Origin of the sequence: Enterococcus durans NBRC 100479 = LMG 10746 (assembly GCF_001544215.1) — a bacterium.
GTDB lineage: Bacteria > Bacillota > Bacilli > Lactobacillales > Enterococcaceae > Enterococcus_B > Enterococcus_B durans.
This window is the reverse complement of record NZ_BCQB01000010.1, coordinates 60418-73979: the sequence shown is the minus strand read 5'-3', so window position 1 is coordinate 73979 and position 13562 is coordinate 60418. Positions and strand designations below refer to the sequence as shown.

Annotated in this window: 11 protein-coding genes and 1 pseudogene; 2 read left to right on the top strand and 10 right to left on the bottom strand. The window is 38.8% G+C overall.

Annotation, left to right across the window (positions count from 1 at the left end):
* Nucleotides 1–140: 140 nt before the first annotated feature.
* From ED2_RS04595 to ED2_RS04580, 4 genes are all read right to left on the bottom strand, one after another.
* Complete coding sequence (locus ED2_RS04595; protein WP_016177025.1) at nt 141–1436, bottom strand: hypothetical protein; 1296 nt, start codon at nt 1434–1436, stop codon at nt 141–143.
* 77 nt (nt 1437–1513) lie between these two features.
* Nucleotides 1514–2158, bottom strand: coding sequence for a pyroglutamyl-peptidase I (gene pcp, locus ED2_RS04590; protein WP_005877278.1), 645 nt, complete (start codon nt 2156–2158; stop codon nt 1514–1516).
* A 53-nt stretch (nt 2159–2211) separates the two neighbouring features.
* Nucleotides 2212–3156 (bottom strand): DUF979 domain-containing protein, encoded by a 945-nt coding sequence (locus ED2_RS04585; RefSeq protein WP_005877276.1) that lies wholly within the window; start codon nt 3154–3156, stop codon nt 2212–2214.
* Between the two features lies 1 nt (nt 3157).
* On the bottom strand, nt 3158–3844 hold the full coding sequence (locus tag ED2_RS04580) for a DUF969 domain-containing protein (RefSeq protein WP_005877274.1): 687 nt from the start codon (nt 3842–3844) through the stop codon (nt 3158–3160).
* A gap of 365 nt (nt 3845–4209) precedes the next feature.
* Between ED2_RS04580 and ED2_RS04575 the strand changes: the two genes are divergently transcribed.
* Nucleotides 4210–4530, top strand: coding sequence for a DMT family transporter (locus tag ED2_RS04575; protein WP_005877273.1), 321 nt, complete (start codon nt 4210–4212; stop codon nt 4528–4530).
* Nucleotides 4531–4741: 211 nt separating this feature from the next.
* On the opposite strand, the gene ED2_RS04570 is transcribed toward ED2_RS04575, so the two are convergent.
* Nucleotides 4742–6166, bottom strand: a complete 1425-nt coding sequence (locus tag ED2_RS04570; RefSeq protein ID WP_060789700.1) for a basic amino acid/polyamine antiporter — start codon at nt 6164–6166, stop codon at nt 4742–4744.
* Between the two features lie 210 nt (nt 6167–6376).
* Here ED2_RS04570 and nrdI point away from each other — a divergent pair, with 210 nt between their 5' ends.
* Nucleotides 6377–6838 carry a class Ib ribonucleoside-diphosphate reductase assembly flavoprotein NrdI gene (nrdI, locus tag ED2_RS04565; RefSeq protein WP_016177022.1) on the top strand — a complete coding sequence of 154 codons (462 nt, stop codon included), beginning with the start codon at nt 6377–6379 and terminating at the stop codon, nt 6836–6838.
* 97 nt (nt 6839–6935) lie between these two features.
* Here nrdI and ED2_RS04560 read toward each other — a convergent pair whose 3' ends face one another.
* The 5 genes and pseudogenes from ED2_RS04560 to ED2_RS04535 all read right to left on the bottom strand — a co-directional run bounded on the left by ED2_RS04560 (nt 6936) and on the right by ED2_RS04535 (nt 13345).
* The gene (locus ED2_RS04560; RefSeq protein WP_005877267.1) at nt 6936–8924 is read right to left on the bottom strand and encodes a glucose PTS transporter subunit IIA; all 1989 of its coding nucleotides are present in this window, start codon (nt 8922–8924) and stop codon (nt 6936–6938) included.
* Nucleotides 8925–8937: 13 nt separating this feature from the next.
* Nucleotides 8938–9834 carry an N-acetylmuramic acid 6-phosphate etherase gene (gene murQ / locus ED2_RS04555; protein WP_005877266.1) on the bottom strand — a complete coding sequence of 299 codons (897 nt, stop codon included), beginning with the start codon at nt 9832–9834 and terminating at the stop codon, nt 8938–8940.
* The gene (locus ED2_RS04550; RefSeq protein WP_016177021.1) at nt 9835–10902 is read right to left on the bottom strand and encodes a DUF871 domain-containing protein; all 1068 of its coding nucleotides are present in this window, start codon (nt 10900–10902) and stop codon (nt 9835–9837) included.
* A gap of 322 nt (nt 10903–11224) precedes the next feature.
* Nucleotides 11225–11764 (bottom strand): histidine phosphatase family protein, encoded by a 540-nt coding sequence (locus ED2_RS04540; protein ID WP_025481363.1) that lies wholly within the window; start codon nt 11762–11764, stop codon nt 11225–11227.
* Between the two features lie 75 nt (nt 11765–11839).
* Nucleotides 11840–13345, bottom strand: a pseudogene (locus ED2_RS04535) (Lsa family ABC-F type ribosomal protection protein).
* Nucleotides 13346–13562: the final 217 nt, after the last annotated feature.

Below are 13562 nucleotides of genomic sequence, written 5' to 3'. Positions count from 1 at the left end.
CCAAATTTTTCTAGCCCTGGCTACCGCATTTTTTTGATTTGTTGCTCACACTCCCCTTTTTGAAATACTCAAGTGGAAATCTTCGCAATTCATTGTTTCCAATTTGAAATTCTGATTTTTTGCAATGTCCTACTGTTCTTTTATAGTAACTCTTTTAGCAATCGTCTTATTTCGGCCTTATCAGACCGAGCAACATATTCGATTTTTCGATAGTAGTGTAATGCTTCTTGTTGCTCATCTGATAACTGGTAGCCTTCTCGCTCTAGGTGCTTCAAAACTGCCATTGTTCCTTTTTCCTTTACCGATTGTGCTAGTTCCTCCCACTTTTTTTCGGACACGATTTTTGGTCGTGGTACTGTCTCTTTCTGTAACTCATAGGATTTTTGTTTTTTCTCTTTTCGTAATACCTTCAAAAAACCATTACGCATCACTCGGGGAATACTATCAAAAAAACCTTCTGAAAAACCATAGCGTACATACTGTTCCCAGATAAACAAATAGATTGCTGGCTGGATAAAGCGTTGATCCTGAGCCAATCTCTCGATTTCGGTCTTTTGTTGTCTTCCTGCCATTTGCTTTGTTTTGCGCAAAGTTGCAATAAATGCCTCAAAAAAGGCAATAGATTGTTTCTTTCCGCCTTCGATTGAAATAGATGCCCAATCCTTTTGTAAAAAGATTTTATACTGATGGAGAAATGCTTCAACATCTTTTTCCAATGCATCAGAGAAGTCATCAAATAGTTCTTTTTTCCCACGAAGTGTTTTTGTACTTCCAGCAATTTGTTTTTCGATCTGTTTGATTTCATGGCTCAATGCTTGATGATCAGCAATATAAATAGGCATTTTTGCCAAACGGAAGTCTGCTAGTCGTTTAGTTAGCTTTTCATCTGGAAGATAAGGATTCTTCAGTTTACGATTTTGGTAGAGCATAAAGCAATATTCTTGCCATAAATCTTCTGGGAACTCAATATTTTGCTGTTTCAGCCATAAAAGTTCGTCTAAGGCTAGATCGACCTTGGTCATTCCTTGGTTGATCGACGTAGCGATCTGTGGACTTACATGGAGGTGTTCAGCAAAATGATTGATTCCCAATTTCAGCTGTTTTCCAGTCTTCGGTGATTTGACGACATACTGTACTTTCAGTTCTCTTCCACAATCACAATACAATTTTTGCTGCCTTCTTTTGGTTCGAAAAAAAGGATTGATCTTAAAATCTTCAAACACCCAATCTGTCGCTGCCAAATAGTTTTCTTCCATGAAGCGCGAATTGATCAGATAACGTCGATGCTGATCGACTAACTTTCTTTGGTCTTTTGTCAGTTTTTCATAGATCTCCCATCTTTGATTACTGGTATATTGTTTCGATATCTTGATGGGATAAGTCTTATTGATTTCTCTAGGGTACCATTCTTGAAGTACTTGTTGCCATTCTTCCACTACTTATTGTTTCCTCTCAAAAAAACAATCGACTGATAGATATCGTTTATCTACCAGCCGATGCTATCTTCTCTTTATTAGTGAGTAGTTCCTGCGTTACCAGAAATATCCTCTTTATTTGTAACAGCGGCTTCCACAGCATACGTAAGTGAAGCAGCAATATCATCTAGTGACATCGACGGTGTGCCGGCTGGGCGATCAATCACTTGATCTGGTGAAAATGGCACATGAACGAACCCACCGCGGATCGTTGGAAATTTTGTATTGATTAAATGAAGGAGACGATACATGATATCGTTGCAGACAAATGTTCCTGCTGTATAAGAAATATAAGCTGGAAGTCCATGATCATGAACGTTTTTCGTCATCGCTTTGATTGGCAATAAAGTGAAATAAGCTGCTGGTCCGTCTGGCTCCAATGCTGTATCAAATGGTTGGTTTCCTTCATTGTCTTCGATCCTAGCTTCTGCTAAGTTGATCGCAACACGTTCAAAAGAAACAGCTGAACGTCCTCCCGCTTGCCCGACACAAATAACGATTTCTGGTTGATGTTTTTTGATTGCTTCTTCTACCACTTGGCCGCTTTTAGCAAAAACAGTCGGTACTTCAACTTTAATGATTTTCGCGCCTGCGATTTCATCAGGCATTTTTTTCACTGCTTCATAAGCTGGGTTGACTTTATCTCCACCAAATGGATCAAAACCTGTTACTAATACTTTCATCTTACATTCCTCCGTTATTGTTAATGGACTACTTACTTATTATAAAGTTTATGCTATTTAAATACAATCATATACACGATTTGGAAAACTAACATAAAGATAGCCACAAACAATTGATTCTTGATTACGCCATATTTATCTTTCATTTCTAACATTGCGACTGGCACGATGTTGAAGTTCGCAGCCATCGGTGTCAATAATGTGCCACAGAACCCACATGTTAAAGCAACCATTCCGATCAATGCTGGATTTGCTCCTTGACTGAATACAAATGGTGCTCCGATTCCGACTGTCATTACCGTGATTGCTGCAAACGCATTTCCCATGATGATCGTAAAGATAACCATCCCTAATGCATAGATGACGATTCCAACATCTACATTTCCTTCTGGGACGATCGTACCTACAGCATTAGAAATCACAGTACCAACACCAGCGCTAGTAAAGACAGCACCTAAAGAAGCTAACAACATTGGTAGCATACTTAATGGTCCTACTGTGCCTAACATGTCTGCCGCATCATCCAAGAAAGTTGTTGGACGATTGTCTCTTGAGAAAAACATCAAGATAAGCATTGCGACAAATACACCGACACCAACACCAACTAATGCACCAAGTTTTGTGAATAGCGCGAATAAAATAGCAAGTACACCGATACTCAATGCAGGAATAAAGATTTTCATCCCTAATTTATCCGACATTTTTTCCATATATTGCTTTGAAGGTAAACGACTTTCACCTTTACTTACTTTTTGCGCAATTGCTGGAATCGTCATAGCAAAGATCAAGATCCCATTGAAAAGTGCAGGTATCCAACGTCCACCGGCAATGACTACACCTAAAATTATCCAGAAAAATGCGGAGCCATAACGATGTGGGTTGCTTTTATCGTTGATATTTCTGAACCCTGTATAAATAAGGACTAGACCCATGATAATATATAGTACTTCTAATAATTTATCTCCCAATAAAATTTCAGGACTTGTAAAAAAGCTCATTTTATTGCCCCTTTCCTGAATAATATTTCTTCGCTATTTTTTTCTCTTTTAGATAGAAGTAACCACTCGCAACCACTAATGCAACGATTGCTACTGGTATTTCAACTAAAGCTAATTGTCCTAATGTGACTTCATAGCCTAGATCTTTCAATGTAGATTGAACAAGCAATGCACCTGCTCCCCCTACAAACAGTACTTGACCAAAGAACCAGCAGATATTTTCCATTGCAGAAGACATCCCTTTTAATTCTTCTTCGTGTCTTGGATCGATTTCTAATCCTTTTGATTCAACTGTCCCTAAAGCCATCGGCATGATGATTGGTCGAACAAAACCTGCCACCCCACCAAAGCTGACATTGAATGCGGCAAAAATCATTCGAAATACACCGTAGATGTCGATGATCATTCCTGCCGATACTTTTCTGAAACGTTTGATTAAAGAAGCGGCTGATTCTTTCAGACCATTTCTTTCTAGTGTTCCTGTAGCAAGCATGATAATAATAAAAATTGCCATTCCTCGATTGTTGACAAAACTTGTCCCTAATGTTTCAAGCATGCCGCCTATTCCTAGACCTCCTGTCAGCGCCGTTACAACTAGTGCCACCATTACGATCAAGATTGAGTCTAATTTAAGGGCAAAACCGACAATCACGATCAATACTCCTAAAAGACTAAGATAGTTCTCCATATGTTTTCCTCCCCCAAGATTACAAGATGTTTTTTTATTATAAATCAAAAAGCAATGAAAATATAGTCAAAATCCAATTTAATCCACTTCTTTTTGTGAAAATTCAGTCAATTTCATTAAAATCCGCTTTTTTTATTGGTTATTCTAAATTTCTTATTTTCTTATAATGACTCTTTCCAAACAATTTTCTATGCTTATCCTGTCTGTTTTTTTACTTATAGTAATAAAAAAACAAAAATGTGGTATACTATAGCTACAAAAATAAATACACAACTGCCACCGGGTAGTATAAAAGAGGAAAAGCATTCCATTAGGTCTTTGAAGGAATGTTTCTCCTCTTTTTTGTGTAGAAGGAGGAATGACTTATGGCATGGATCGAATTGATTTTTGCCGGTCTCTTGGAAGTTTTTTGGTCAACGATGATGAAATGGAGTGATGGCTTCTCTAAATTAAATTATTCTCTTTATACAGTTCTTGGTATGATTGCTAGTTTTTATTTCCTATCAAAAGCAATCAAGACTTTACCTATGAGTTTGTCTTACCCCATTTGGACAGGTATCGGCGCGCTTGGTTCAGTCATCATAGGAGTTGGGTTGTTCCATGACAAATTAACTCCGCAAACCTGGTTCTTTGTCGGACTTTTATTGATCAGTATTATCGGAATAAAGATGACAAGTGGCCATTGATTCCCTCGAAGAAACCAATGGTAGAGCATATGCCTTTTAAAGAGTAAAACATATTTCAACTATTTATTATTTGGTAGATGTCTCCTGAATGTCTGCTAAATCGAAAAATCATCGGCTCTTGACACAAAAAAATCCAAACACCCTGAAGTCTACTATTCAGTCCAGTTAAGGTTGAATAAAAAGATGATTTCGGATGTTTGGATTTTTCTTTTTAAACGTGTAAGATCCCTGTCACAAACAAGACAGAAGCGATCAAACCAATCATTGTGACGACGATCAATAAAATCCTGTCTAGATGGAGATGTGGTATCGGTTCATTCTGTTCTTTTCTCGCCCTCAGGTAAAAAACGATACCTGGCAAGAATAAAACTAAGACCAACATCACTTCATTGAATGCTACAACAAGCATGGCCCAGATCTGAAACGCCGTAGCTAAACAACCTACCAGAAATTGAACCCATTCTTTTCTTTGATAAGAGAGTTTCATTTGATATAACCCTAAGAATAACCAAGTAAAGAAAATTGCTGCTGTACCTAGCGTATACGCAAAATTATACGCGCTGTCTGTAAATAATAAAGAGAGCAAGAAAACATTCGTACAGATAGTCGTTAAAATGATTGCATATGTTGGCGCGCCTTTTTTGTTCACTTTTCCCCAACGTTTTGGCAATAATCCATCATCTGCCATGTTTCGCATGGTTTCAATCGGTAAGATCGTCCAAGACAGCCAAACACCGACTAACGAAATGATCAAGCCTCCATTGATCAGAACAGCTCCCCATTTTCCTACCATCATTTCAAAGACATACCCCATTGCTGGCTGTGTATCGATTCCTTGTAGTTCTTGCATCGACATCGTGCCATACGGAAGCATTGAAACAAGGACATATACAATGATCAATCCGAAAATCCCCAGAATCGTTGCTTTTCCGACATCTGATTTCTTTTTAACACGGGAACCCACGACTGAGGCCCCTTCAATTCCAACAAACACCCACAACATCACCATGATACAGCTCAATACCTGACTTGAAAAAGGAATTGGTTGCCCATTGGCATTCAAAATGATCTCGCTCGAAAAATTATCTATAAACTGTTGGATCGAAAACGTGCTGATAGCAACAACAATAAACAAGAATAACGGAACAAGTTTGCAGATTGTGACAATAGCATTTACATAACTGGCATTTTCGACTCCTCGATTGACTAACCACGCATACCCCCAAAGAAGGATCGTACTCATAATGATCGATGCAACATTTTGCCCTCCGTCAAAGACAGGGAAAAAGTAGCCTAGTGCGCTCATCAATAGTGTAGCAAAAGCCACATTACCTAGCCAACACGTCAACCAATAACCCCAACCACTGATAAAACCTGCGAAACGACCAAAACCTGCTTCTGCATAGCTGAAGATTCCACCCTTTAGTTCTGGACGCTTTTTATTGATATTATTAATTGATAACGAGAGCATCATCATTGCCGTACCTACAAGTACCCAACTGAAAATAGCGGGATCTCCAGCCGATCCTGAGATGTCCGTCATGATACCAAACACGCCACCTCCGATCGCTGACCCAATTACTAAGGCCGCTAATGGAACCAATCCAATTCCTTTGTTCTGTCGCTCTGTATCCATTTAAACATCCTCCAAAATTAAAGCGCTTTTAGCAAAAGTATAGCAAAACTTCGTCTAATTTACTTTATTTATAAAAATTCTAATAGAAAAATAATTGTAACGATTCTTTTCTAATTATACAAGGAATTTGAATATTCATCGACTCAAAACCCTTTCACAAAAAGTACCAAAAAGATGCTATACTAAATAGGAATGATTGGAGGAAATGGCATGAATATTTTGTATCTATCCATCTCTGGAAATACACGTGCATTTGCTAAACATATAGCGGAATATGCTGAAAAGCAACACGCAGATAATCCTGAGATGCCGGAGATTTCATTAAAAGAAATCCATGAAAACAGTCCCTTTGAAAAAGAAAGCGAACCTTTCTTTACTTTTGTTCCTACCTATTTAGATGGTGGAAACGGTCTGGACAACGGAGACACTGAGATCTTGACTGAAACGTTGCGTGAATATCTTGAATATGAAGAAAACCACACACTTTGTCTTGGTGTCGTTGGAAGTGGTAACAAAAACTTTAACAACCAGTACTGCTTGACCGCCAAACAGTACGCAAGAAAATTCGGCTTCCCATTTCTCGCCGACTATGAATTACGAGGTACTCCTACAGATGTGGCAAATGTATATGCGATATTAGCTAAAACTTTTTCTGCATATAACGCGAAGTAGTCCTCTTAACAATAGAGTGAATAATCGTAAAAACTACCGCCCCTGATTGTTAGAAATTTATTCTGACAACCAAGGGCGGTAGTTTACTTTTTGTTTTCTATGCCTTTGTTTCGACATCCATCACTTGTGTTTTTGCTTTTGCTTTACCCGTTTTTTCAAGAACAAAATTTGCAACACGATCCATATTTGTAACAAGTACCATCATCGATGTTTCTTTTCCAGCTGATTTGATTGCTGCCAAATCCACATCCGCAACTAATGTATCTGAGGTCACTTGCTGTCCTTCTACAACTTTTAGATCAAAAGGTTTGCCACCGAGATCAACTGTATTGATTCCCATATGGAGCAAGATCTCCAAGCCATTTGCTGTAGTGATGCCGATCGCATGTTTTGTTGGGAAAACTGAGCTGACCTTCCCTGTAACAGGAGAATAGATTTGTCCATTTACAGGTTCAACGAAGTAGCCTTCCCCCATCATTTTTTGTGAAAACACAGGATCACTTGCATTTTCAAGCGGTTCAACAGTTCCATCCGCAACTGCTGTCAATGTGATTTCACTTGTACCCATGTTCGTTGCAGCGACAGTTGATGCAACAGGTTCATTGATGATCGTTTCTTCTGCAAGAGCTTCTTTTTCCAATTGTTCTTTAGGGATTCCAAAGAAGAAAGTTGCTACAAATCCACCTGCATAAGCAGCTAATAACCCTAAGACATACCCATACCATTTTCCATCAGAAATCAATGGAATCAATGCAGCTCCAGAAGGTCCGATCGCAATGGCGCCGACATTTCCGATCATTCCAATCACAGCACCACCGATACCTCCACCAATACAGGCAGTGATAAATGGTCGGCCTAATGGTAATGTTACCCCATAGATCAATGGTTCACCAATCCCTAATATCCCAACAGGTAATGCCCCTTTGATCATTTCAGTTAATTCTTTGTCTTTTTTGCAGCGTACCCATAAAGCCAATGCTGCACCGACTTGTCCTGCACCAGCCATTGCTAAAATAGGTAATAAAAGTGTTTTACCTGTTTCATCAATCATTTGTACATGGATAGGTGTTAAAATTTGATGCAATCCAAACATAACCATTGGTAAGAAAAGTGTTCCTAATACGAAACCTGAAAAGGCACCACCGACACCTAGCACCCAGTTGATGCCGCCAACCATACCATCTGAAATAAATCCAGCTAATGGCATGATCAAGAAAATTTCTACTAACCCGATCACGATCAATGACAGTGTTGGTGTGACGATGATATCAACTGAATCAGGAACTACTTTATGCAATTTTTTCTCTACGATCGACAATAACCATACCGCAAAGATAACTCCTAGGATTCCCCCTTGACCTGCTGCCAATGGATCACCTGTAAATAAGTTTTTAAGAGGTGCTTCTGGGTTCATCCCAGTAAGCATAACAACCGCACCGATTACACCACCAAGCGTTGGTGTTGCGCCAAATACTTGGGCCGCATTGATACCCGTGTAGATAACTAGATAACTAAACATTCCGTTTTTCAGAATATTCATGATGTCGATGTATTGTTGCCATGTTGCAGCATCTAACGTACCAGCTGTCACTAAGTTAGCTAAGACCGCTGCAATCCCTGCAACAATCCCTGTTCCTACGAATGCAGGGATCATTGGTACAAAAATATTAGAGATATCTTTCAAGATCGATTTTATTTTAGAAGGTTTCTGTTTTGATTTTTGGGCTGCCTTCATTGCTTGAGCGCGTTCATTCACTAGCGCTTTTCCAGATGTATCCGTACTAGTAGATTTAGGTGTACCAGAAGAAATTTTTTCACCTAATTTCACTCCGGCTTGATCAACCATTGCTTGAGCGACTTTATTGACTTTTCCAGGACCGATAATGACTTGCAACTGCTCGTCTTCTACTACACCTAGAACACCAGGTATCGCTTTCAATTCATCAACATCGACTGATGCATCGTCGATGATCTTCATGCGTACACGAGTCATACAATGAACAATGCTTTCCACATTGTTCATTCCACCTACTCCAGCATAAATCCGTGAAGCTAATTCTTCTAAAGTCAATTCCTCTTTTGCCATGTGTCTTTCCCCCTTATAAGGTACCTTTTACAAACCCATTTGCGTCAACCAATTTTTCTTGTGCTGTTTTCTTGTCACTGTCTGTTAAAATCATAACGATGGCTAATTTGACATTTTGTTCTGCTTCATCAAAATACTTCTCTGCCGTTTCATAGTCAACGTCTGTTGCTTGCATAATGATTCGTTTTGATCGTTCTACTAATTTTTCGTTGGTTGGTTTAACATCGACCATCAAATTATTGAATACTTTACCAATACCGATCATGCTGATTGTTGAGATCATATTTAAAATCAATTTTTGAGCTGTTCCTGACTTCAAACGAGTAGAACCGGTCAAAAATTCTGGCCCAGCATCCACTTCAATCGGAAAATCTGCGTGTTTACTGATTTCTGCATCTTTGTTGCACGAAATCGTCGCTGTTTTGGCACCAATCGAGCGCGCATAATCAAGACCGCCAATAACGTAAGGTGTTCGACCACTTGCAGCAATACCTAGAACCATATCGTTTTCTGTCAGATGTAAGTTGATCAAATCTTCTCTTCCTAACTCAAGAGAATCTTCTGCTCCTTCAACAGCCACTGTCATTGCTGCTTCTCCGCCAGCAATCAGCCCAACGACCATTTCAGGCTCTACGCCAAATGTCGGAACACATTCTGCTGCATCTAAGACACCTAATCTTCCACTTGTACCAGCACCCATGTAAATCAAGCGACCGCCTTTTTTGAATGATTCGATTGTTTGTTCGATCACTGGTTCGATATTGCATAACTCCTTTGATACTGCTTGTGCTACTTTTTGATCTTCTTGGTTCATCAAATTGACAGCTTGCGTGATACTCATTTCGTCAAGTCCAAATGTTTGTTCATTTCTACGTTCAGTTGTTAAATTTTCTAAGTTGATTGTATTCATCTAATTTGCCTTCTTTTCTTTTTTGATTAGTTTAAAATTTACTCCTGCATGTATTTGCTCAAGTAACGGTAATTCTTCTTCAATGACTCGCGCTACCCGATTGACTTTTTCATCTGCAGGTAGGTCTCGTTTCGTGATCTGGATCTCACCCATATATCGACAGTATTTCTCATTATCTAAAGTGACCGATCCTTTTTTTCGTTCATTCGTATCACGAACTGGAATGTATGGGATTTTTCTAAAACGTGCATCAGCACTTCTGAGAACATCTCTTGCATCATCTTGGCGATTAGTATGATTTCCTAAAACATATTCACAAAACTCATGATCAATTACATCTATGTGCAATAAAATGCTTTGTTCTTGCTGATAAATCAAAAACTGCTCGCGCACTTCTTCTGACAAACCACCATCACCGATATAAACCAGATCTGTTTGACAAGCGGCTAACTCAATGGCTGCTGCTAAAGGATGGATATTCCGATGTTTTTCAAGTGTTGGCAATCCTTGATAGACTGGTCCGCGTAAATCTTTATCACCTGGAACAAATCCTTGGATCGTGAAGCCCTGTTCTTTTAGCCAGCGGTTCTTTTTCGCATACCACTGATAGTCAAGTCCTGTCTCAGGACGCGGATAGTAATTGTGCCATGCCTCAAGTTGAGTAAAATCGGCTTTAGCTTCTTCTAATTCCTGGACATCTTGAGCTGTTATCGTACTGGCATTCAAACTGATTTTGATCTGATGAGACCAGTCAGCGATTTGTTGATTCGAAATGTGATAGTCCATTCGTAAACCGGTTACACCAATCTGTTTTAGCGGTTTCAAATCTTCAAAAGAAAAACCTGCACGACTTAAAGCATCCCCTGAAATATCAACCATCAAATCAAGCTGATGGTTTTTTGCACATTCTCCCAGTGCCATCAAACGCTTCTTATAGGCCGTGGGATCATCTTCGGGAATATGCATGGACGTGAAGATCCCTTGAAATCCACTGTCTGCCATTTGTTTGATATATGCTTTCTTTTCTTCAGTCAAAGGTTCATTCATAAAAATCGAAAATCCAAACATTTTTCTCCCCCATTTGTGTATCCGTCTTCATTTCTATGAACAGAGTATAACTCGAATGAAATGAAATTTCAACTTTTTTATAAAAATATATTAATTTTATTTCTGTAAAGGTTTTTTTGATGTGATTTTGATCAGAAAATAAAATAAAAGACGGACATCTAATGTCCGTCTTCCTCCTATCAAATAAACAATTTCCCAAAGCAATTATATCAAGAAAAGTTCTCATTTTTTCATCACTGATCAAAGAGAATTTCTTTTATTTAATTACGCGCATCCACTATTTTCCCAGCTGACTTTCAACGTTAGAAACTAGTTGCTTTATTTAATCAATCGTTTTTTCGAACGTCACTAACTCAGTATTATCCACATAAAAATCAAAAAAAGTATGATTTGGCATCGGATTGAAATACGCATTGATCACCCGCATCAATGCATTATGGCAAAAAAGCAAGTAGACATTCTCTTCATCTTCTAAACACTCTTTTAATAAAGGAACCACACGAGCATAGACATCTAGCACGGATTCACCATTTGGGAAACGTACAGCAAACTCCTGACGTGCTTCCTGAAAAGCTGCGTCTTTGCTCGGTACACCATCATACTTTCCAAAGTCCATTTCGATCAGACGATCATCTTCTTCCATCGATAATTCTAGTCTGTCAGCCACAGCTTGAGCTGTTCGCTTGGCACGTTGTAAAGGAGAATGGATGATTTTTGTCACTGGTATATCTAGTTGTGTGACTTTTTCAGCTAATAAATCTGCTTGTCTTTTTCCTTTATCGATTAGAGGCACATCAGCTCTGCCACAGACTAACCCTTGTGCATTCCAAGTTGTTTCTCCATGTCTGGTCACGTATAACATCAAATAACTTCCCTTCGCTAATTCTGTTTCGATTGTATCATAAATCACTCGTCAAACAAGTTTCTCTTCTTGGATTCATCTCGCTGGCGTCAACAAGACAACCTGACTTGCTATTTTTTTGAGAAATGTTTGATCGTGATCGACGATCAGCATAGGTGGTTTGTTTTCTAAAATCAATTGTTCTAACTGTTCTTGATTAAAGACATCTAAATAATTTAGCGGTTCATCCCAAATGTACAGTTCGGCATCTTGGGACAGTGATTTTGCAAGTTCAACTTTTTTTCGTTGCCCCATACTCATTTGCTCGATTTTATTATGAAAGACTTCTCTTTCCATTCCCAGTTTGCGTAAATTATTCAAAAAAGCTTGATAATCCACTTGATTTTTTTCGGCGAATTCGCTTAGGGTCACTTTGTTATCTTCATAATTTTGTCTGACATAACTAATCGTTAGCTGTTGCGGCTGCTTGACTTCCCCAACTGCTCTCCCAGTAAAATCTCCAAGAAGGTACTGTATGATGGACGACTTGCCAATACCATTTGGTCCAGTCAATGCCACACATTGGTTTTGTTCAATAGAAAAGCGAACCGGAGCGAAAAGCATCTCGTCATAACCTAATTGGAGATCCTCCACTTCCAATAATCGCTTATGATGCGTTTTGGTCACATTTATCGTCAATGGATCAATGTATTCAATATCTTTCAACAATTTTTCTTTTTCATCGATTTGCGTTTCCATTCGATTAACGATTGCTTTCGAGCGCTTCATCGTACGAGCCGCATCAGCCCCAATTGCACCACGATTGACTCGTCGGTTCTCTGTATCAATAAATCCAACACTTTTTTTCGTTTTATCTCCTTCACGAGACCGTGCCCATTCTGCTTTTTCAGCAGCAGTTTTCTTTAAACGACTCACTTCTTTTTTGATTTTTTCATTTTGGCCGATTTCAAACGCATCTTTTAACCGTTTTTGCTCTTCATAAACAGAATAGTTTCCTTGATACAATTCCAATTGACTTTTTTCGATCGCCAGCACATGATCGACCACTTCATCGATAAATCCGCGGTCATGACTGACGACAATAAATCCTTGATTCTTCTTTTTCAAGTAATTGGCGACTTGCTTTCTTCCCACTACGTCTAAATGATTCGTTGGTTCATCAATTAATGGAAAATGCTGATCGTCAATGAACAAAAGAGCCAGCAGGACTTTCGTTTTTTCACCACCAGATAGAGTATTGAAGGGGCGCCATAGGATTTCCACGTCTGTCTCCATCAAATTCAGTTCTCTTTCAATCTCCCAAAGCTCAAAATCAGCGATATCAACAAGAACGTAGTAAGTCAAACGCTCTTTTTCTGTTACTTTTTGTGGAAAATAAAGAAATTCTTGTTGGTGTTTTATCTGTCCTTGAAAAGCCAGTTTATTTTGCAGAATAGTTAATAAAGTTGTTTTTCCACGACCATTTCTGCCAATCAGTCCTAACTTCCAAGTTGTATCAAAATTTAGTGTTGCATGATCGAATAATAATGTCGTTTAGTTGTCATAGCCAAAGGTTAATTGTTTAATTTCTATTTTGGACATATTCATTCCCCCTAAAAAAAGACCAGTCCTATTTTCAGAACTGGTCACTAAAGAACGGGAACAAAAAAGAGACCCCACCATTGTGAACTAGCCAATTCTGAAAATCTGCACACTCTCCCCATGGTATGATGATGGAGACAGTCTTGATGCAGCTTCAATAATTGACTTAAATTCTCAATGCGCGGATCCCTCACTTCACTTTATTTGCCCTTAGGTT

Bases quoted from the DNA above. Each gene is read 5' to 3' on its own strand.
- murQ (WP_005877266.1), bottom strand. From the start codon at position 9,834: ATGAATACAATCAACTTAGAAAATTTAACAACTGAACGTAGAAATGAA.
- ED2_RS04550 (WP_016177021.1), bottom strand. From the start codon at position 10,902: ATGTTTGGATTTTCGATTTTTATGAATGAACCTTTGACTGAAGAAAAG.
- ED2_RS04585 (WP_005877276.1), bottom strand. From the start codon at position 3,156: ATGAGCTTTTTTACAAGTCCTGAAATTTTATTGGGAGATAAATTATTA.
- pcp (WP_005877278.1), bottom strand. From the start codon at position 2,158: ATGAAAGTATTAGTAACAGGTTTTGATCCATTTGGTGGAGATAAAGTC.
- ED2_RS04575 (WP_005877273.1), top strand. From the start codon at position 4,210: ATGGCATGGATCGAATTGATTTTTGCCGGTCTCTTGGAAGTTTTTTGG.
- ED2_RS04560 (WP_005877267.1), bottom strand. From the start codon at position 8,924: ATGGCAAAAGAGGAATTGACTTTAGAAGAATTAGCTTCACGGATTTAT.
- ED2_RS04580 (WP_005877274.1), bottom strand. From the start codon at position 3,844: ATGGAGAACTATCTTAGTCTTTTAGGAGTATTGATCGTGATTGTCGGT.
- ED2_RS04570 (WP_060789700.1), bottom strand. From the start codon at position 6,166: ATGGATACAGAGCGACAGAACAAAGGAATTGGATTGGTTCCATTAGCG.
- ED2_RS04540 (WP_025481363.1), bottom strand. From the start codon at position 11,764: ATGTTATACGTGACCAGACATGGAGAAACAACTTGGAATGCACAAGGG.
- nrdI (WP_016177022.1), top strand. From the start codon at position 6,377: ATGAATATTTTGTATCTATCCATCTCTGGAAATACACGTGCATTTGCT.